This is a genomic window from Bradyrhizobium sp. CB3481 (genome assembly GCF_029714305.1).
Taxonomy (GTDB): domain Bacteria; phylum Pseudomonadota; class Alphaproteobacteria; order Rhizobiales; family Xanthobacteraceae; genus Bradyrhizobium.
This window is the reverse complement of record NZ_CP121647.1, coordinates 5,193,340-5,213,806: the sequence shown is the minus strand read 5'-3', so window position 1 is coordinate 5,213,806 and position 20,467 is coordinate 5,193,340. Positions and strand designations below refer to the sequence as shown.

Annotated in this window: 14 protein-coding genes and 1 pseudogene; 11 read left to right on the top strand and 4 right to left on the bottom strand. The window is 58.8% G+C overall.

Annotated features, from left to right (window positions below):
- Window positions 1–330: 330 nt before the first annotated feature.
- The 3 genes from QA643_RS25490 to QA643_RS25480 all read right to left on the bottom strand — a co-directional run bounded on the left by QA643_RS25490 (window position 331) and on the right by QA643_RS25480 (window position 4,042).
- A complete protein-coding gene (locus tag QA643_RS25490; RefSeq protein WP_283028601.1) occupies window positions 331–540 on the bottom strand; it encodes a hypothetical protein in 210 nt (69 codons plus the stop codon).
- Between the two features lie 807 nt (window positions 541–1,347).
- Complete coding sequence (locus tag QA643_RS25485; RefSeq protein WP_283028600.1) at window positions 1,348–2,283, bottom strand: LysR family transcriptional regulator; 936 nt, start codon at window positions 2,281–2,283, stop codon at window positions 1,348–1,350.
- Window positions 2,284–3,097: 814 nt separating this feature from the next.
- A complete protein-coding gene (locus tag QA643_RS25480; protein WP_283028599.1) occupies window positions 3,098–4,042 on the bottom strand; it encodes a LysR family transcriptional regulator in 945 nt (314 codons plus the stop codon).
- Between the two features lie 882 nt (window positions 4,043–4,924).
- Between QA643_RS25480 and QA643_RS25475 the strand changes: the two genes are divergently transcribed.
- From QA643_RS25475 to QA643_RS25435, 9 genes are all read left to right on the top strand, one after another.
- Window positions 4,925–5,560, top strand: coding sequence for a NodA family N-acyltransferase (locus tag QA643_RS25475; RefSeq protein ID WP_283028598.1), 636 nt, complete (start codon window positions 4,925–4,927; stop codon window positions 5,558–5,560).
- Complete coding sequence (nodB, locus tag QA643_RS25470; protein WP_283028597.1) at window positions 5,557–6,216, top strand: chitooligosaccharide deacetylase NodB; 660 nt, start codon at window positions 5,557–5,559, stop codon at window positions 6,214–6,216. Before QA643_RS25475 ends, nodB begins: the two co-directional genes overlap by 4 nt.
- Before the next feature lie 14 nt (window positions 6,217–6,230).
- Window positions 6,231–7,523, top strand: coding sequence for a chitooligosaccharide synthase NodC (gene nodC / locus QA643_RS25465; protein ID WP_283028596.1), 1,293 nt, complete (start codon window positions 6,231–6,233; stop codon window positions 7,521–7,523).
- A gap of 94 nt (window positions 7,524–7,617) precedes the next feature.
- Window positions 7,618–8,244 carry a nodulation methyltransferase NodS gene (gene nodS / locus QA643_RS25460; RefSeq protein WP_283028595.1) on the top strand — a complete coding sequence of 209 codons (627 nt, stop codon included), beginning with the start codon at window positions 7,618–7,620 and terminating at the stop codon, window positions 8,242–8,244.
- A 12-nt stretch (window positions 8,245–8,256) separates the two neighbouring features.
- The gene (gene nodU / locus QA643_RS25455; protein ID WP_283028594.1) at window positions 8,257–9,963 is read left to right on the top strand and encodes a nodulation protein NodU; all 1,707 of its coding nucleotides are present in this window, start codon (window positions 8,257–8,259) and stop codon (window positions 9,961–9,963) included.
- Between the two features lie 9 nt (window positions 9,964–9,972).
- The gene (gene nodI / locus QA643_RS25450; protein ID WP_283028593.1) at window positions 9,973–10,887 is read left to right on the top strand and encodes a nodulation factor ABC transporter ATP-binding protein NodI; all 915 of its coding nucleotides are present in this window, start codon (window positions 9,973–9,975) and stop codon (window positions 10,885–10,887) included.
- Between the two features lie 3 nt (window positions 10,888–10,890).
- Entirely contained in the window at window positions 10,891–11,679 is a 789-nt protein-coding gene (locus tag QA643_RS25445; RefSeq protein ID WP_283028592.1) for an ABC transporter permease, read from the top strand.
- Between the two features lie 444 nt (window positions 11,680–12,123).
- Window positions 12,124–14,139 (top strand): carbamoyltransferase, encoded by a 2,016-nt coding sequence (locus tag QA643_RS25440; RefSeq protein WP_283028591.1) that lies wholly within the window; start codon window positions 12,124–12,126, stop codon window positions 14,137–14,139.
- A 437-nt stretch (window positions 14,140–14,576) separates the two neighbouring features.
- Window positions 14,577–15,566, top strand: coding sequence for a nodulation protein NodZ (locus QA643_RS25435; protein ID WP_349253223.1), 990 nt, complete (start codon window positions 14,577–14,579; stop codon window positions 15,564–15,566).
- A 365-nt stretch (window positions 15,567–15,931) separates the two neighbouring features.
- Here the strand turns inward: QA643_RS25435 and QA643_RS25430 are convergent.
- Window positions 15,932–16,603: pseudogene (locus QA643_RS25430) on the bottom strand (ImuA family protein); the annotation flags it as partial.
- Between the two features lie 299 nt (window positions 16,604–16,902).
- On the opposite strand from QA643_RS25430, the gene QA643_RS25425 reads away from it, so the two are divergent.
- On the top strand, window positions 16,903–17,886 hold the full coding sequence (locus QA643_RS25425; protein ID WP_283028589.1) for an ATP-binding protein: 984 nt from the start codon (window positions 16,903–16,905) through the stop codon (window positions 17,884–17,886).
- 15 nt (window positions 17,887–17,901) lie between these two features.
- On the top strand, window positions 17,902–20,364 hold the full coding sequence (locus tag QA643_RS25420) for a S8 family peptidase (protein ID WP_283028588.1): 2,463 nt from the start codon (window positions 17,902–17,904) through the stop codon (window positions 20,362–20,364).
- Window positions 20,365–20,467: the final 103 nt, after the last annotated feature.

Here is a 20,467-nt window from a genome sequence, read left to right as displayed (position 1 = left end):
GCTCGTGAAGAGAGAGGACAACCTCGTGCAGCGCTGGAATACGGTATACTTGTTTTACGTCTTCGTGCTCGTACGTCCGCCTGACGGCCGTCGATGCACTCCGCACCTAATGTGTGCTCCCTGATGCAACGTGCGTACCGTTGCGCGAGGCGATCCCTCTGCAAGACTGCCGACGTGCCATCGACGCATTCGCGGTATACCTTTCGTCATGTTGCTCGATTTACAAAGCTACAACCTGACGTCGCGTGAGAATCAAGCTATTTCAATGCTCTAGCTGAAACGACTTGGTTTGCGGCGCAAGCGAGCTGACTTTACACCAAGTGCGTTTGATCAAGCTGCAGAAGCAATGGCGTCCATCAAGTTCGTCAAGGACGCCAACTCGGCCTTGCCGGCCTCTGCACGTGCGAGAACAAGCTTGGCGATTTCCGTCCGGTTTTCAGGGGTTTGCATAGATGCCGGTAAAGCCGCGAATGCTTTGTCAAAAATCCTTCCTAAGGCCGAAAGGTCTTCGGAATCGTAGACACCACTGTATTGCTGCAACATTCGGCTCCGTACTTGTCATCGCGCCGGGCGGCGCACGTGGTCGAGACATTTGACTGCGGTAGGGTCAAATCGAGACAAACCGGCGGCGTACATCGACGAAATGCGCTGGGCTTTCAAGTGATGCAGTTGTGCAACACAGTTGTAGTGGGCTTGTCTTGAATCGCACAAGCGATGTCGAACTACTTTCATTTGCAAACTCGCCGAGTACCGCGGTCTCTATATGCAGCCGGATTGGCCGCGGAAGAGAGTCTCGCGTTCGTGGCGACGCTGATCCCAAAGAAATGGCTGCAACAAGGCGAAAAATCCAACGCGTAAATCGTTCGGTTGGCCGATGCTGATTAAGAATGGCAACAGAGCAGGCGATCGAGCGGCGGCGGGGCTATCTGGCATCCTCGCTTTACAGGCGATCCGCTACGTGAGTCCTAGATATATGCGAATAATAGCGATGAAGGGTGCGGGCCGGTGGAAGTGACCCCGCCGGCAGGCGATCATCCTCAACCGCCGTTGCCAATAGACCGATGCCACGGTTGCTCATCGTCGCAAGGGCAGACTCGCCGAGTTCCTTGATCTGCGCTCTCCAATAGACGCAGCAGATCGACCGCAGCAACGCTGCTAGCATTGAGTGCAGCGTTGCCAACTGTTCCCGGCGGAAGATCCTTGGGCGCCCCAAATGTCGGGCGCCGAGGTGGATCGCGAGATCCTTATGAGAGTTGCTTTGAGGCTGCGCGCTTACAATGAATGAGCCCCTTCGATCGGACTGGATCTTGATTGATGCGAGGAGTAGAAGGGGCGCTCTGCCGTAACTTATAGGTGCGTGTTGTTCTCGCGCGGAGAAGCCATCCGGGAAGCCTCCTGCAGTAGTATCTCGCGCATCCAGATGCTTGCTGGGTCACTGTTGTGAGAGGAAGGCCATTGCACGGCCTCAGTGAAAGCGGGAAGCGACAGAGGAAGTTGAATGATCCGCAGAGGCATCGTTTGTTCGAAATGCTCAACCAGCCTTCGTGGCATCGTCCCTATACGGTCGGTGTCTAATAGCATAGGCGGGATCATGCTAAAGCTCTGCACAACGACCTCGATACGTCTCTTAAGATTGTGCTCGAGCAAGAACCATTCCTCGATCGAGGGCTTCCGCGTCAGCCCGAACCGGACAGCAACGTGCCCCATCGACATGTATCTGTCGAATGTAAGCTGCGTTGGCAGTTGCCTATTCGAACAGCAGCCCACGCACACAAGTGTCTCTTCGAATAGTGTCGCTTTAGGATGCGCATTCGACAGGAACAATTCCGGTAAGACAAGAAAATCGACCTCACCGCGCCGGAGTGGCTCATCGGGCTCATCGCCGAGTGGCAGAAGTTCGAATCTGACGCCGGGAGCTTCCCGCGCGATACGGTCCACAATCCTTCGGAAGAACACGATTGTCATGAAGTCGGAAAGGATGATTCTGAAGCAGCGGGTCGACCGGGCGGGGTTGAATGTATCCCGGGAAATGATCGAGAGCTGGATATGCGCCAGAGCCTCGCGAGTCGGGGCGGCGAGCCCCTCCGCACGCGGTGTTGGGACAAGTCCGCGCCCGCTCGTCGTAAATAGTTCATCGCAGAAGTAGGCCCGTAGCCGGGCGAGGGCTGCGCTCATGGCCGGCTGGCTCAGGTTGATGCTGCGTGCCGCTGCCGTGAGGTTACGCTCAGTCATCAGTGCGTCGAGAGCAACGAGGAGATTTAGATCAAGTCCCTTGAAACGCACGTGTTTTTACTCTGCAGCCAACAACGGTTCTTTCCATGACGATCTCTCTCGGCCAGAACCGCCCCTTCTGGCTTCACGCGCGATCGAGAGAAATGCTCTCATATTCGCTGGCTAGCAGCTTAAATGGGCAGGCCGGGCGTGGAAGTCGCCCTCGCGGTTTTGAGGCAGGCCTTAGGCGCGCTCCGGCGATCGCTCTCAGACATTGCTTACTGTGAACCGCAGTGATGCGTTAGCGCGATGGGAACGCCGGCAGCGCTGCATGTTCGCCAACGCACTGTCGATGCGCCCGGGCGTGCTTAGGTGCTGATTGCAAGCCTACAACCTGACGCGGCGTGCGATTCAAGCGAATTCATTGAAGTAGAACATTATTTCCATTCATCAGGATGGTCGTCTCGCAGTAGTGTTGCGCCTGCCTCGCGGAAACCCGCCGCCGCATTTGCCCGCCGCAGGTCCCAGAAAACCATTAAGCCGCGCCGTCTGGCTAGTTTCCAGAATGTTTGCAGCGGCTGTTGCTACACGAGGCGCTCAAGATCCTCATGCGCAGCGCGGGACGAGGAAGAAGGGATCGCTTCATCACGCGATAGAGTGGATGGCAAGCATCAACTTCATCTCGCGCTGATTCGAGGCTCGCGGCCGCAGATATCGAATTCAGCATCTCTGTTGCGTGCAACAAGATGGCGTGCGTGCCTATTGCAGGGCAACCCATCCGCGAAATTGCAGGAAGAGAGATCGGTCCAAAAGATCAGGATCTTGCAGGATCTAAGATCATTTCTGGAGCAATTCGAAGAGCAGGCGGTAAAACCCCGCAAAAAAATTAGGAGCGCCTGCGACTTCGCGTGGCCTCTCGCGGAGAAGCCATGCGGGATGCCTCCTGCGATAACACCCGCCGCATCCATATGCTTGCCGGATCAGTATTGTGAAGGGCAGGCCATTGGACGGCCTCAGTGAATTCAGCATTTGGCAGCGGAAGTTCGACGATCTGCAGTGGGGTGGACTTTGCGAACTGTTTGGCAAGCCTTGCGGGCATCGTTGCTATGCGGCCGGTGTTCAACAGCATAGGCGGGATCATGCTAAAGCCCTGCACAACGACCTCAATGCGTCTCTTGAGACCGTGCTTGAGCAAAAACCATTCCTCGATCGAGGGCCTCAGCGTCGGCCCAAACTTGGCCGCAACGTGTCCCATCGACATGTAGCTCTCAAATGTAAGCTGCCGGGATAACTGCTTGTTCGAACGGCAGCCTACGCACACAAGTGTCTCGTCGAACAGTATCGCTTTAGGGTGGGCAGTCGACATGAACACTTCCGGTAAGACCAGAAAATCGGCCTCACCGCGCTGAAGAACCCCATCGGGATCGTCCGCCAAAGGCAGAAATTCGAACCGCACGGCGGGCGCTTCCCGCGCGACACGGTCCACGATCTTTCCAAAGAACACGATGGTCATGAAATCGGAAAGGATGATCCTGAAGCGGCGATTCGATTGGGCTGGGTTGAACGTATCCCGGGAAATAATGGACAGCTGGATGTGCAGCAGAGCCTCGCGAATGGGGCCGGCGAGCCCTTCAGCACGCGGTGTTGGGACAAGTTCGCGCCCTCTCATCGTAAATAGTTCATCGCGAAAATAGGCACGGAGCCGGGCGATGGCCGCGCTCATGGCCGGCTGACTGAGGTTAATGCTGCGCGCCGCCGCGGTGAGATTGCGCTCGGTCATCAGAGCGTCGAGCGCGACGAGGAGATTCAAATCCAGGCCCTTGAAACGCATGATCTCCACTTATCCATGGTGTGAATGTTTTCCATCAAAACAATCGATTTTACCAATTTTACGAAATGACGGATAGCAAAACATCAATTGAGAAATCGAATTCAGAGATACCAGGATGATTAATATTCTTTGCCCTGGCTTTGAGAGAAAAAAATTCCAGGTGTGTGTTGAGCATCAACCGAGCCGTGTGTCCATTGCGGCTAGGTTTGGCGGCCCGCGCAAGCTGCATCGCTTGGGCTCGATGCGACAAGCGTCGCGTAGATCGCATTGGCGCCGACTGCCGATAAACCTTCGTATAGTATTCCCAGCCTTGCGTATATCGGCCGCTTATCTGCGTGCTGCAGAACCAGCGCTCGACGTGGTCGTAGCTTCGCAAGGACGCCGGAATCGATTGCAAGTGCCAAATTCTTGTGCACTTCGGCCAAATGGATCGCGCGTCCATCTCGATCAGATCGATCAGAGAACGGAGCGGAAGTGCGAAGTAGATTTGGTGCGAATGGCACCAAGGCTAAATGTCGTGTCCGTCGTAGATGCCGAACAAGCGGTCCGTGTGGCGCCGACGGACAGGCGTTTTTCGATGGATTACGTCCGAGAACCGCTCAACAGCGCAGATGACTTGCTGAACTTCAACCGCCTCCTCATCGCGTCCAGCTTGAGCGCCGACACGGAGTTGGGCGGGGAGGACCGTCGATTGATGCGAGCATCTGGTCGCATCTGGGAAGGCAATCCCCACCAATCTGCTTACGGTCCATCCTGGAGAGGACAGGGCGCGCGCGCTACGTGCCGGCAGGTCCCATTAGAGAACCAAACCATTCAGCGAGCGAGATGGGCTCACGTGCATCAACTCCACTCTCAGATGCTGCACGATGCGCAGGTGCGGCCATGAATATAGTCGCGTCCAATTCTGCGGGAGGTCCCTCTATGCGCTCTCAGGTGCGGTGGAAGGTGTGCTGGGAAAGTGAATTGCAACTCGCCGACCACATCGAACTGGCCGAGTTCTTTCGAAAGACCTACGGACCGACCGGCAAGTTTAATGCAGATCCATTCGAAGGGGGGCGAAGTTGGGCCGGCGCGAGGCCAGAGGTCCGGGTGATCGGCTACGACACGCGCGGCGTAGCTGCTCACATCGGTGCACTGCGCCGCTTCATCAAGGTCGGAGAGGTCGACTTGTTAGTCGCCGAACTAGGATTGTACGGTGTACGTCCGGATCTTGAGGGGCTCGGAATCGCCCACTCAGTGCGACGCGTAATGTATCCAGTACTCCAGCAGCTTGGCGTTCCATTCGGCTTCGGCGCGGTTCGGCATGCACTGAAAGAACATCTTACAAGACTGCTCGAGCGGCCGGGTCTGGCTACCGTGCTCTCGGGCGTTCGCGTGCGCTCCACCCTCCCAGATGTGTATCCCAACCTGTCGCCCACGCGCACCGAAGACGTGCTCGTTGTGGTGATACCAATTGGACGGCCGATCAGCGAGTGGCCGACCGGTACGATGATTGATCGGAACGGGCCAGAGCTATGAAATATCTCAACTGCTTGTCCGCAGCGCGTACCGAGTGCGCCGAGCCCGCCGGACATCGCAACGTCTATTTGACGTTTGACGACGGTCCTAATCCGCTTTGCACACCAGACGTCCTCGACGTGCTGGCGGAACACCGGGTGCCGGCGACGTTTTTCGTCATCGGCGCATACGCCGCAAAGCAGCCGAAACTGATCCGACGAATGGTCGCAGAAGGGCACGAAGTCGCAAACCATACGATGAACCACCCGGACCTATCCAGATGCGAACCGGCTGAAGTCCAACATGAAATACTAGCGGCGAGCCGCGTCATCAGGATGGCATGCCCGGAGGCCTCGGTGCGGCACATGCGAGCGCCCTATGGGGTGTGGACCGAAGAAGCGCTCGCTACGTCAGCGAGGGCTGGCCTGGCTGCCCTACACTGGTCGGTCGATCCGCGAGACTGGTCTCGTCCTGGGGTAAACGCGATTGTCGAGACAGTGCTGGCCTCTCTGCGGCCGGGTGCAATTGTTCTCCTGCACGACGGATGTCCTCCCGATGAGCTGGGAAGGGGCACTCACGCTTGTCTGCGCGACCAGACACTCAAGTCGCTTTCCCACCTGATTCCGGCAATGCATGACCGTGGCTTTGCAGTCCGCTCGCTTCCTCAACCTCACTGAACAGACGGGTCCCTATGAACCTGCTTGCCACAACCAGCACTGTCGCTATCTTGTCTTATGCGCTGCTCTCGACTGTCTATAAGAGTGTGCAGACGCTTTGTGCTCTGCCGGTCGACGTTTCATCGCTGCCGGACGACGTAGTCGACGTCGATTTTTTACCGAGCGTGGATGTCATCGTCCCCAGCTTCAACGAGGACCCGCGTACGCTCTCGGCGTGCCTAGAGTCCATCGCAAGTCAGGACTACGCAGGAAGTCTGAGAGTCTATGTAGTTGATGACGGTTCCGGAAATCTCGATGCTGTAGCGCCGATCCACGACGCCTACGCGGAAGATCGAAGGTTCAGCTTCGTTCTGCTGCGCAAGAATGTTGGCAAGCGAAAGGCGCAGATCACCGCGATACGGCGCTCATCCGGAGAGTTGGTACTGAACGTCGACTCCGACACAATTCTTGCCAGCGATGTAATCACGAAACTTGCGCGCAAGATGAACAATCCAGCGATCGGCGCGGCCATGGGTCAGTTGACAGCCAGCAACCGGAGCAACACCTGGCTGACCCGGTTGATCGATATGGAATACTGGTTGGCCTGCAACGAAGAGCGCGCGGCGCAGGCTCGCTTCGGTGCCGTGATGTGTTGCTGCGGCCCCTGTGCAATGTACCGCCGGTCCGCGCTTCTCTTGCTGCTAGATCAGTACGAGACACAACTGTTTCGGGGAAAGCCAAGCGACTTCGGTGAGGATCGGCATCTTACGATTCTCATGCTGAAAGCAGGGTTTCGAACCGAGTACGTTCCGGATGCCATCGCTGCAACAGTGGTCCCGGATAGCTTAAGGCCCTATCTGCGCCAACAACTCCGTTGGGCACGGAGTACTTTCCGGGACACGCTGCTTGCGCTGCGCCTGCTCTCCGGACTTGATCGCTATCTCACGCTAGATGTTGTCGGGCAGAATCTCGGGCCGCTATTGCTCGCCCTGTCACTGCTAACGGGGCTCGCGCAGGTCGCACTGACGGCCACACTGCCGTGGTGGACGTGCGTCATGATCGCAGCAATGACCATCGTCCGCTGCAGCGTGGCAGCCATTCGTGCTCGCCAACTTCGATTTCTTGGCTTTTCTCTGCACACACTCATCAACCTCTTTCTCTTACTCCCCGTGAAGGCCTACGCGTTGTGTACATTGAGCAATAGCGATTGGCTGTCACGGAAAGCTGCCAACCTGCCGAACGGGGTTGAAAAGCAGGTCGTCATCCGAAGCCCGATCGCTGGAGCGAACGTCACAGGAGCTTCGGAAATGTCTGGGGTCAATTCGTAGTACGGATCGTTCTCGCGGCTCGCCGAGGTTGGTGACCTCGGACGCGTCGACAGTGCGGAAGTGATCGTGCTCTTTTATCGAGGTAAAGGGAAGCGTGAAGTTGAATAGGAATTATCAAATATTAGAGCAAGAACTAACTGCCGACGATCCGTGGCGGCTCGACAGTAATCAGTTCGAGCGGGAGCGTCACACGCAAATGCTGCGCCTGTCGCTTTCTCAAGGCTTCATCACAAATGCGCTCGAAGTCGGGTGCGCGGCCGGCGCATTCACGGAAAAGCTTGCACCTCACTGCAAACGACTGACCGTGGTCGATGTCGTGCCGCGAGCAATTGGTCGAGCGTGCCAACGGACGAAAAGGTGGTCACACACCAACTGGGTGGTCTCCGACATCCAACAGTTCTCGACTGCGGAGCGGTTTGATCTAATCGTCATGGCGGAAGTTCTCTATTACCTCAGTGACGTGCCCGAGATGCGCGCGGCGATCAGCAACGTGGTGGGTATGCTTGCGCCAGATGGTCATCTGGTTTTCGGATCCGCGCGTGATGCCAATTGCCAGCGCTGGGGTCACGCTGCCGGTGCCGAGACGGTCATCGCCATGTTGAACGAAACGTTGATCGAGGTAGAGCGTGTGCACTGTCGGGGCGAGTCGGTTAACGAAGATTGCCTGATCGCAGGCTTTCGGCATCCCTTTCGATCGAGCCGATCGAATCGGCAGCGTTGACATGGAGGTACTATGCGGATCTGCGGTATCAAGCTGACGCATGACGGGGCGGTCGCTCTTGTCGAGGACGGACGGCTGGTCTTTGGCGTCGAGCAGGAGAAACGGGGCAACAATCCGCGGTATCAAACCATCGACAATCTTGACGCAGTCGTTGTCGCTTTGAGGGAGCACGGTCTGGAGCCGGACGATATTGACCAGTTCGTCATCGACGGCTGGGACGGGGAGGTCGAGTCGCAATTCCAGGTCCTCAGTGGGGCCACACCTATCAGTCTCAAAGGGGCGCCGTATGTTGAGCGCCAGGCCGAAGGCCTTCTCACTTCGCGCGACGGTTCTAGTCTGATGCTCGACGGCGGGGTCTTCCCGTATAGAAGCTATCCGCACGTCACGGGCCATGTGGCCTCCGCATACTGCACGAGTCCTTTTGCCAAAGCCGGACAACCCGCCTTCTGCCTGATATGGGACGGGTGCATCCTTCCACGTCTCTACTGCGTAGAACCCAGCGGCGCGCGATTTATCGAATGCTTATTTCCGATCATAGGTCATGCTTATGCTGTCGCGGGCCATCACTTCGGACCCTATAAACGGACGAGCCGTACCAGCTGGGATCTAGGTGTTGCCGGCAAGCTGATGGCTTATATCGCGCTCGGGTCTGTTGATGAAGACATCGTTGCGGTGTTTCAAGAGCTATACGAGGACCGCTTTGCGGGCGACACGGAGCAAGCGCTTCGTTACCGTGCGCAGATCAACAGCGCGGAGGGCTCACTCGAAGCTACGCACGACTTTTTCGACACGAGCGCGCTCCGATTAAAGACCAAGCTGCCCGAAGACATACTTGCATCCTTTCATAGTTTCCTCGAGCGGCTCCTCGTCCGGGAAATGGCCCTTGCTTTGCAGCGGCATTCACGTCCTGGACCGCGCAATTTATGCATAGCCGGTGGTTGCGGTCTCAATATCAAATGGAATAGTGCACTACGGGCTACCGAACTGTTCGATGCTGTTTGGGTGCCGCCCTTTCCGAATGACAGCGGCTCGGCAATCGGCGCCGCTTGCTCCGCAATGGCGGCGGAGAAAGGCTTCGTCCCGCTGCAATGGTCGGTGTATAGTGGCCCGGCCCTGGCAGGCAGCGACGTATCCTCCGAATGGGACTCTGCGCCATGCAGTATGCGTGAACTTGCTATGATCCTCACGAGCGGCAAGCCCGTGGTGTTCCTCGCCGGTCGCGCCGAACTTGGACCACGGGCATTGGGCGGCAGAAGCATTCTCGCAGCCGCGACATCGGCGGGAATGAAGGACCATCTCAACGACATCAAGCTTCGTGAGCTCTTCCGGCCAGTGGCGCCGATATGCCTTGAGGACCGTGCGCCGGAAATTTTCAGCCCCGGAACGCCGGATCCTTACATGCTTTTCGATCACCAGATACGGACAGAATGCTGGGACAAAATCCCCGCTGTTCTACATCTCGACGGATCTGCGCGATTGCAGACCGTTCCAAGAACCTCTCAGCACAAGGTGGCCGAGCTCCTCGTCGAATACGAAAAACTCACCGGCATTCCGCTACTTTGCAATACGAGCGCCAACCACCATGGACGTGGGTTTTTTCCGGATGCCGCAGCGGCTTGCGAGTGGGGGCGCGTTGAACACGTCTGGTGCGACGGCTTGCTCTGGCGAAAAAAGCTCGCAGCACAGCCAGCTCCCGCCGAGCGACTTCTTGCGGGCTAACGTGGGCGCATGAGCACGACAGCAATCGAACTTAACGGCGTAAGAAAGTCGTATAGCGACAAGGCCGTCGTCAACGACCTGTCATTCGCTGTTGCACCGGGGGAGTGCTTTGGCCTGCTGGGGCCGAACGGCGCGGGCAAGAGTACGATTGCCCGTATGGTCCTCGGTATGGTGCGGCCGGACGCGGGCAAGATCACCGTGCTCGGCGAGCCAGTGCCGGCACGCGCTCGGCTGGCACGCATGCGGATCGGCGTTGTGCCGCAGTTCGACAACCTTGAACTCGAATTCACCGTGCGCGAGAACCTGCTGATATTCGGGCGCTATTTCAGCATGAGAGCGCCCGAGATTGAAGCGATCGTGCCGCCACTGCTTGCCTTCGCTCGCCTCGAGAGCAAAGCGAATGCGCGCGTTGCCCAATTATCCGGCGGTATGAAGCGGCGGCTGACGCTCGCACGTGCGCTGATCAACGATCCGCATGTGCTGATAATGGACGAGCCGACCACCGGTCTTGATCCGCACGGACGCCATCTGATCTGGGAACGGCTGCGATTGCTTTTGGCTCGCGGCAAGACAATTCTCTTGACCACCCACTTCATGGAAGAGGCCGAGCGGTTGTGCGATCGGCTGTGTGTACTTGATGAAGGACGCAAGATCGCCGAAGGCAAGCCGCTTACGCTGATCGATGAGCAGATCGGCTGCGACGTTATCGAGATCTATGGCGGTGATCCGAAAGAGCTGTGCGTGCTGATCAAGCCGTACGCGCGGCGGATCGAAGTAAGTGGCGAGACGCTCTTTTGCTATGCGCCGGATCCGGAGCAGGTGCGCGTGCGGCTGCGCGGGTATGCCGGTTTAAGACTGCTGCAGCGGCCTCCAAACCTTGAGGATGTCTATTTGCGGCTAACCGGGCGCGAGATGGAGAAATGAGTGATGGGTGACGACTATGCGGCGGCCATGCCCGGGAACGCCTACAACTGGGTCTCGGTATGGCGTCGCAATTTTCTGGCATGGAGGAAAGTTGCGCTTGCATCGCTTCTGGGGAATCTTGTCGATCCTCTGACGAATCTTTTTGGTCTCGGCTTTGGTCTCGGAATGATAGTGGGGCGCGTTGACGGCGCGTCATACATCGCGTTTGTGGCGGCTGGCATGGTTGCAACGAGTGCGATGGTTTCCGCGACCTTCGAAACGATGTACGCGGCTTTCGCCCGCATGGATGCCAAGCGCACCTGGGAAGCAATTTTATGCACACAGCTCACGCTGGGCGACATCGTTCTCGGTGAATTGGCGTGGGCAGCGACCAAGGCCGTTCTGGCCGGAACTGTAATCACGATTGTTGCCGCTACGCTGGGATATGCTGAGTGGCGATCAATCCTCTATGTACTGCCAATAATCGCCCTCACTGGCCTCGTCTTCGCGAGCCTTGCGATGGTCGTCATATCGCTTGCGCCCAGTTACGAATACTTTGTGTTCTACCAGACGCTCTTCATCACGCCGATGATCTTCCTCTGCGGCGCAGTCGTTCCGATAGCCCAGCTGCCCAGCGTAGTTCAAAGCGTGGCTGGCGTATTGCCGCTAGCACATTCGGTCGACCTCATTCGGCCAGCGATGCTTGGACGCCCGGCCGGCAGTGTCATCATGCATATCAGCGCGCTTTGCATATACGCGGTGCTGCCGTTTTTCCTATCGACGGCGCTGTTTCGTCGACGCCTGATGCGCTGACGCGACGTTCGGCAGAAAGGATGGAGACATACGATGCAGTACCGTGAAGTAGGCCCTAACGGCGTGGGACGGCGCAGCATGCGGCAGTCGCAGACGCTACGCGTTTTTGTAAAGGTCACATCTGTAGTGCACGGCGCGTTATCTTTCGTCAACAGCCGACCATTCATTGGAAGCACAGTCGTAGATGCTGCCTCCGTGCTGCGAACAAAGCACGACATCGCTAGCAGGGAAATCAGTCTGACAAACCAGGCAATCTATAAGCACTACGGAGCGCCGGCACTACGATCGGATGAGCTTATGTCCTTGAGTCGTGCAGACCTTACGCAAGAGTTCGTGGAGGTTCGTGACGTCTGACTGGCCTTCGCAACGGCGAGCCGACTTAGCTGGAATGATTTTTGAAATGAGGCCAGTAGGGGCCTCTGCCAAAAGTAATGGAGCATTAAGATGCTGTGTCTGGGGTTGAGCGGCGGGCTAGACAAAGTTTACGAAAACCCCCTAGAGCTTGGAAACACATTTCTGCACGATGGCGCTGCGGTGCTCGTCCGGGACGGACGGGTGATTGCGGCGGTCGAAGAAGAGCGCCTCAATCGGATCAAGCACTCGAACAAATTCCCGGGTAGTTCGATTCAATACTGCCTTTCAGCCGCGGGAGTGCAGCTCAGCGACATCGATCACATCGCGTTCTACGCGACCGAGGCCTATTCAAATACCATGCTCAAACAGTTGTTGGTTTCCCAGCCGCACCTCGGCATTCCATTGGACGCCAAACTCGTGCTGCGGAACTTACTAGCGCAGGAGTTCGGCACGGACGTCGACGCGTCACGTGTCTCATTCGTAAGTCACCATATGGCGCATGCCGTCAGCGCATTTTCGATGTCAGGATTCGAGCAAAGCTTGGTCTTCACAATCGATGGCGGCGGTGATTTCCTCTCGGGCCTCTTGGCGCGAGGTTCTGGAACTGAAGTTGCGCAACTCGAAACATTCCCAGAGAACAATTCCTTAGGGCTGTTTTATCTCGAGACGATTCGATATCTCGGTTATGGCTTATTCGACGAATATAAGGTCATGGGGCTTGCACCTTACGGGGATCCCGCTCCCTATCGCAAGCTCTTCACGCAGTTCTACGAACTTTTAGACAGTGGTGGCTACCGCGTCTACCTGGATCGCATCGGTCCGACGTTGCTCCGCAACATCCAAGTCCGGCGAAAGGGGATGCCATTTACGCAGCAGCATCGAGATGTGAGTGCCTCATTGCAGGAGGCGCTGGAGCGGATCGTGTTTCACATTCTCCGGCATCATCGCGAGGCCACCGGTATGAGGCAGTTGTGCTTAGCTGGAGGGGTAGCCCACAACTGCACCATGAACGGTAAGCTACTGTATTCAGGGCTGTTCGAGGACATCTTCGTCCAACCCGCGGCGCACGATGCTGGCTGCGCGTTAGGCGCTGCACTAATGATGTCTAACGAGCTTGGACGGCCCGCGCCGCGTGAGCGACTCCAGGAGGTCTATTGGGGCCCTGATATTGGGGGCGACCAAGCCCTAGAGCAGGAGCTGAATGCATGGGCCGGCCATCTCGACATTGAACACAGCGGCGACGTGGCAAGGAATGCAGCCGACTGGATGGCTAATGGCGCCGTGATCGGTTGGGTTCAAGGCCGTTCGGAGTTCGGGCCACGCGCGCTTGGCAACCGCAGCATTCTTGCCGACCCGCGGCCTGCCACGAACAAGGACCGGATCAACGCGATGGTCAAGAAGCGTGAGGGCTATCGACCGTTCGCGCCATCAGTGCTCGAGGAGGATGCGTGCGAATTTTTCGATCTTCCGGATGGCACGCGCGAATTGCCCTTTATGAACTTCGTAGTTCGCGTGCGCGAGGCCAAGCGTGGCTTGCTCGGTGCCATCACGCACGTTGATGGTACGGCGCGGCTGCAAACAGTATCGCGGAAGACAAATCCGGCTTACTGGGAACTTATTAATGAGTTCAAGAAGCGGACGGGCATACCAGTTCTGCTCAATACCTCGTTTAACAACAATGCCGAGCCGATCGTAGACTCGGTTGCAGATGCGATTGCCACATTTCTGACCACAGAGCTGGATGGACTGGTGGTCGGCTCGTTTCTCGTCAAAAAGCGGGCTGCGACGTTGGAAAACTGGACTGGGCTCTCCGTTTCATTGCCTCTTTATGTATCCCTTCATCGGGTCCGCGCTTACACGGCCCGAGACCGCCAGGAGACAGTTTGCAAGATCCGTACGAGCGTCTCCAGCCGTGACGGCGTGCGTATTTCCCATGAGTTGTTCGATTTGCTGATGCGGATCGAGGGCGAAGCCGTGCTCTCAGATCTTCTCGATACAATTGCGGTTGAGGAGGCTAGGCGTGAAACTCTCGTCAAGGAGCTCCGGGGATTGTGGGAGCAGCGCTTCGTTCGATTACATCCCTCAGGCGGCGCTCGGGTGCGTTAAGAAATGCGATCCAATAGGGACGAGCAACAGGGCATCCATAAATATGGCCGTGTCCACTTTTCCAAATACGAGGGCCAGCTAGGAGAAGGGCCTATCCGGTGGCAGAGCTCGTGGGGAGAGTTTAGCAACACCGCAGCAGCTCGGCAGAGACAAGGGGCCCCTACATCGGTCCCATTCGACGTCAACATGCTCGAGAAATCTTCGGAAGGCTGTTGCAATAGAGCGAGACCCATCCGAGTAAATACATCCACCGCACCATTTCTGCGCGGCCAAGTAAGGCCGGGAAGCATCAGCCTCCCAATCTCCGAGGTAGCGGTGCTACGAGCGACCTCCCAGTCCGCTTTGCCTGGCGCCACTATTGCTGATCGTGACAAGGCCTTACCTAGAGTTTCCATAACGATCCCATCCATGCGGTATCACGGAGCGAGGCGACGCAAATGCCTGTTGGAGGTTCGATGAACGACCGGTTCGTTGTTTCCCGACGACGTACTGGATTTGGTGATTGCCTGTGGTCGCTCGCGGCAGCTTGGCGTTTTGCACAGCGGACGGGACGGACGCTCGCGATCGATTGGCGTGGCTCCTGCTATCTGGATGAACCCTTCACCAACGCCTTTCCAGTGTTTTTTGAACCAGTTGAAGAAATCGCCGGCGTACGGGTCATCTGCGATGACCAGATTAATCAGTTCTCATTTCCGGGTCCGTTTTTCCCAGGCTGGTGGAATAGACCACCCATCGAATGCATTTACCGCCCAGATGATCAAATCTTCCAAGAACGTGACGAGCTGAGTCAGTTGTTCGAAACCATTAAGGATAGTGAAGCTAACACCGTGGTGTGTGATGCTTGTTTGATGTGGCGTTGCGATGAGGATGCCGAACGACAGATATTTCGGAGCATCAGACCGAGGTCTGAAATCCGAGCTCGAATTGATGCGATCTATCAGGAACACTTCAAGGGGCACAGCATTATTGGTGTTCATGTTCGACACGGCAACGGCGAAGATATTATGGGGCATACGCCCTACTGGGCCGATCCAGAGCTCGCCTTACGGCAGGTATGCACTGCCATTCACAAGGCCAAAGCGCTCCCCCATCCGACACCTGTAAGGGTGTTCTTGTGCACGGATAGCGCGCAGATCCTTGATCGGGTATCGGGTGTGTTTCCCGATCTTTTCACTATTCAAAAACGTTTCCAGGCGCATCAGGCCGGGCCATTACATAGTGCAGACCTCGGGGCCGATGGCGGTTTTTCCGCTCTCCTTGAGATGTATCTTCTTGGACGATGCGATACCGTCATTCGTTTTCCGCCGACTAGCGCCTTCACGCGCTATGCGCGCCTTTTCGTGCCCCGAGTCATTGAGTTCGACTTGAATGATCCCGCTCGTTTGATCTTGGTTGAGCAATCGTCCGCAGATCTCTCGGTTGTATGAGAACCATTACCAGCATTCTCGTCGATCTGTCGCCTCTTTGCATTGCGCTGTATAGCCATCCGCGTGTCGACGACGCGGTTTCGGTTCTGCTTGGGGCGTTAGCAGCCGCAGCGCCTAAATCAAGAGCATCGACGAGTTCCGCGGCAGGGCGTACGCGACCAACATACTCGTGATCGGGAGGATGCGGGACGTCCTGCGAGAACGCGCGCCTTCGTCGCTGGTATCCCGACGCGCACGCCGGCGGCATCGGCTGCGGCGTCCACCGCCAGCACCACCTGCTTTCGCCTGTCACGGCCTATCAGAGCGAGCGGCGCCTCAGCCGGAGGCGCCGCGTCGCCGGCCTTCCGCAAAGCCGGTCGGTGGACCAGCTCGGCAGGAAGAGCGAGACGACCCGAGTCATCACACGCCTCCACTTCAAAGTCTGCACTTTCGCCCGCGCGGGCGCGGATCAGCTCCAGAAGCCAGCGGTGGCGGCCGACGCCGGGGACGGGCAATGCCGCCGAGGGCATGACCGAGGCGCGCCATCGCGTAGCTGCGGCCGTAGGCTGACCGAAATCGGCGGCTTCGGTTTGCCGGCGCCAGCGGCGTAGAGCGACCCCGATCGTGCCGCTTCCTTCGGCGCAGAGTTGGAGCCGCCGCGACGCGATCATGTCGAGCCGCGCCACTTCGCCGACGACCGCGCCGAGCCCGCCGTGACGCAGGCCTTCCTCAATGCACGCGAGCACGGTCTTGTCGTTTCCGGCTTCGACATAGATCACGGTCGGGGCCAAGACCTGCCTGCGCCAGCGCTGGCGCGAAGAGATCGGGACGCGTGATGACCCACAAGACCTTGCCCTTGGTGCGTGCTGCGATCCCTGCGTCGAAGAGCGCCGCCGCCGCGCCGTCCACGGCGCCGTTACCGCCGCCGGCGATCTCGTGGAGTGCGCCGATCGCCAGCCCGCCGCCTGGAAGGCGCGAGTCGATGTCGGTGATCCCGAATGGAAGCACCGATTCGCCCGCCGGCCGCTGCCTTCGATCTTCTCGATCTGAGCGCGCAATGACTCTAGGGCGGGCTCGGGCCGCAAGCTCGTTGTTGACCTCCAGGGGCGGATATAGCATCATGTTCTTCATTTGTTCTCTCTTCGGAGGCGCGAGTCAAGGGGCAAGAGGCGCGACAGCTTGTATGTGAGGCTCGGCCCCAGACCGTTAACATCCGTCGGCTATAATCGAGCAACGCGTAGTCTGTGCGGGACGAACGCTGTGGATCGACCAACGCAGGGGCATTTTCTTCGATACAGGCCTACTCGACGACGTTAGTGTTGAAATCGCCGACCGCAGGTCGCGCCGAAAGGAGAACATGACCACTGCTCGCCACATCGTTGCACTGCTGCGAAGCCATATTGACGGAGACGAGGAACGCTTCCTCTCCGTGGCAACGCAGCTTGCCGCGCATGAGGCGCGCCAGGGGCATGGGAAGCTCGCCCAAGAACTGCGCGAGCTGATCGACGCCGCGAAAGGCAAGGGCGCCACCGTCGCTCGTCGCGGTGCTGGCCCGGTTCCGCTCGCGCAGCCGAAGGGCGAGCTGAGCAGCCTGCTGGCGGCTCGCTATTCAGACATTCGCCTCAGCAGCATGGTGCTTGGTCATGAGCTGCATGAGCGGCTAGCGCGGGTCATCACAGAGCAACGCCAGAAGGAACGGCTGCGGGCGCGGGGTCTCGCGCCACGTCGAAAGCTCCTCCTCGTCGGTCCCCCTGGTTCCGGGAAGACCATGACGGCCTCCGCTCTTGCGGGCGAGCTGAAGCTACCGCTGCTCACGGTGCTGTATGATGGGCTCATCGGCAAACTGATGGGCGAGACCGCGACGCGGCTACGGCTTGTGTTCGATGCGATCGCTGTCCAGCGCGGCGTGTACTTCTTCGACGAATTCGATGCGATCGGCTCGCAACGATCTGGTCCGAACGACGTGGGCGAGATTCGTCGCGTCCTGAACTCCTTTCTGCAATTCCTGGAGAACGATGACGGCCCGAGCCTCATCGTCGCGGCCACCAACCATCCGGAACTGCTCGACAAGGCGGTGTTCAGGCGGTTCGATGATGTCATTACCTATGGCCTGCCGAGCCCCGAAATCGCGCGTGGCATCCTCGAATCTCACCTGAGCGGATTCGAGCTGACTGATTTGGATTGGACTCAGGTTCTCGAAGCGACCTCGGGATTGAGCCAGGCTGAAGTGTCGCGTGCCGCCGACGAGGCGGCAAAGGTCGCGGTGCTCGCCGAAGCAGATGGGATCAGGACGTCGACGCTGCTCTCGACATTGGCGGAGCGCAGAGCCGCCATAAGTTGAGGTAGTCGCCGCGAGATGGCCCGAGCTCCACGCAATCGGCCGCACTTCCATGTCGAGGGCGGCGGACAGGCAGAACCCTACACATCGCCGCGCCTGGTCATCACCGGATTGCCGCCCGCGCGCGCAAGGGCGGCACACGCTCAGAAGCTGGAGAGGGCGATCGGGAGTGCCGTCGCCGACGCCCGCCGCAAGCTGGCGGCGCGCGATGAAGCGGTCGCCGAAGGCGAGAAGGGTTTCTACCTCGAATTCGAGATCCCGGTCGCGGAGCGTGCTGCCGTCGAGGCCCTTGAGAACCGGCCTGCTGCGATCGAGCTGGTGGCTGTCCGTCCGGTGGCCGATGGCGACGAGATGGTCTCCGCGACAGTATTTGTGCCGGAGCGTTCCGCGGAATTTTTTTCACGCAAGATCACGGCGGACCGCGACGAGAACACGAAGACGGGCAAGCCTAAGAACGAGGCTCTCGTCGCCCGGATAGAGGATGTCCGGCTCGCCATCGTCCGATCGCTGTTCACCGACGACATTGCGCTATTTCCTCAAGCCGGGCGACAGGCCTGGTGGGAGGTTTGGGTTCGCGATGGTCGGCTTGAGACGTTTCGCCATGTGGCGCAGCGGCTGGACGTTGCGCTGAAGGCGCACGCGATCAGCTTCCCGGAACGCGATGTCATATTGGCGCTCGCGACCGAACAGATGATGGGGCGGTTGGTCGAGAATTCGGACGCCGTTGCGGAGCTTCGGCTGGCGAAGGATACGCCCACGCTTTTCCTCGAGATGCGGCCGGTCGAGCAAGCGGATTGGGCTGGCGACCTTGTCGATCGTGTCGATGGCCCGGACGCGCTTGGGCCGGCCGTTTGCATTCTCGACAGTGGTGCAACCCGAGCCCATCCGTTGATCGAGCCCGGCTTGGACGCGCCGGATCAGCATGCGTATGACGACGCATGGGGCGTAGGTGACAGTGCCTTCTGGAATGGGCACGGCACGTCGATGGCCGGCGTCGCATTGTACGGCGACCTCGAAGCCGCGCTCAGCCATGGGGACGAGATCGATCTGCGTCACCGCCTCGAGACCGTGAAGATCCTGCCGCTTTCCGGTCAAAACGATCCTGAGCTTTACGGCGCGATCACCGAAGTCGGTATCGGGAAGGCGGAGGCGCGCGCGCCGCGGCGCCGTCGTGTCTTTTGCCTGGCCGTGACCAGCGAGGTCGGGCTCGGTCGAGGGCGGCCGTCGTCCTGGTCGGCGGCGATCGATCAGCTCTGTTACGGTGGCGGGGATCGTAGGCGGCTGATGGTGCTGGCCGCCGGAAATCTACGCGGCGATATCGACGTTGGTGAGTATCTCGATCGGAACGATCTGGAGGAAGTCGAGAGCCCCGCACAGGCTTGGAATCCGCTCGTTGTAGGTGCCTACACGGACAAGATCACCATCACGCACCGGGACTATGCGGGATGGGCGCCTGTCGCCCCTGCAGGCGATTTGTCGCCAGCCAGCCGCACCTCTGGTATCTGGGAGCGGCAGTGGCCAATCCGTCCGGACGTCGTGTTCGAGGGAGGCAACTTCGCGCACGATGGCGCGAACCCGGCTTCGGCCATCGACGATCTCCAATTGATCACGACGCACTACCGGCCGAACATGCGGATGTTCGAGACGTTCGGTGACACGAGCGCTGCTGCGGCGCTCGGCTCGAACCTTGCTGCTGGTGTGCTGGCGACGCGGCCGGAGCTCTGGCCGGAGACCGTGCGAGGGCTGCTTGTGCATTCCGCCGACTGGACGCCGGCAATGCGGGCACGCTTTGACGCTGCCGCGACCCAAGTGCAGAAGATGGCGATGCTGCGACGCTATGGTTGGGGCGTACCCGACCTCGGTCGGGCTCTATGGAGCGCGACGGACGACGCTACCTTGATGGTGGAGGACGCGCTGCTGCCCTTTCGGCGCGACGGTTCTGTCATCAAGACGCGCAACATGAATCTGCATCAGTTGCCATGGCCTCGTGACGAGCTGCTGGCGCTTGGCGATCAGGACGTCGAGCTGAGGCTGACGTTGTCCTATTTCGTCGAGCCCAATCCCGGTGAGCGAGGCTGGACACGCAGGCATCGCTACGCCTCGCACTCCCTGCGATTTGCCGTCAAACGCTCGCTCGAAAGCCTCCAGCAGTTTCGGCAGCGCATAAACAGGGCTGCCGAGGCGGAGGAGGCCGGGCAGATCGGCGTTGCCGCGGGTGGCGACGACTGGGTTCTCGGGCTCATCCGCGATCGCGGCTCGATCCATTCGGACATCTGGCGCGGGAGTGCGGCCGCGCTTGCTGATCGTGATGCAATTGGCGTCTTCCCGGTAAGCGGGTGGTGGAAGGAGAAGCCGGCGCTGCAACGGTGGGATCGGTCGGCGCGCTATTCGCTTTTGGTCTCGGTTCGCGCTCCGGGCGCCAACATCGATATCTATACGCCGATCGCTAACCAGCTCGCGATCCCGATCCCCGCTGGATAGCGATGGCGGCAACCCGACGATGGCTGCAGATCTCCGCGTCAAGATAGCCGGCTTTTTCCATCCGATGTCCCACGCCGCGCTCGACGTCGAGCCGATGCGCATT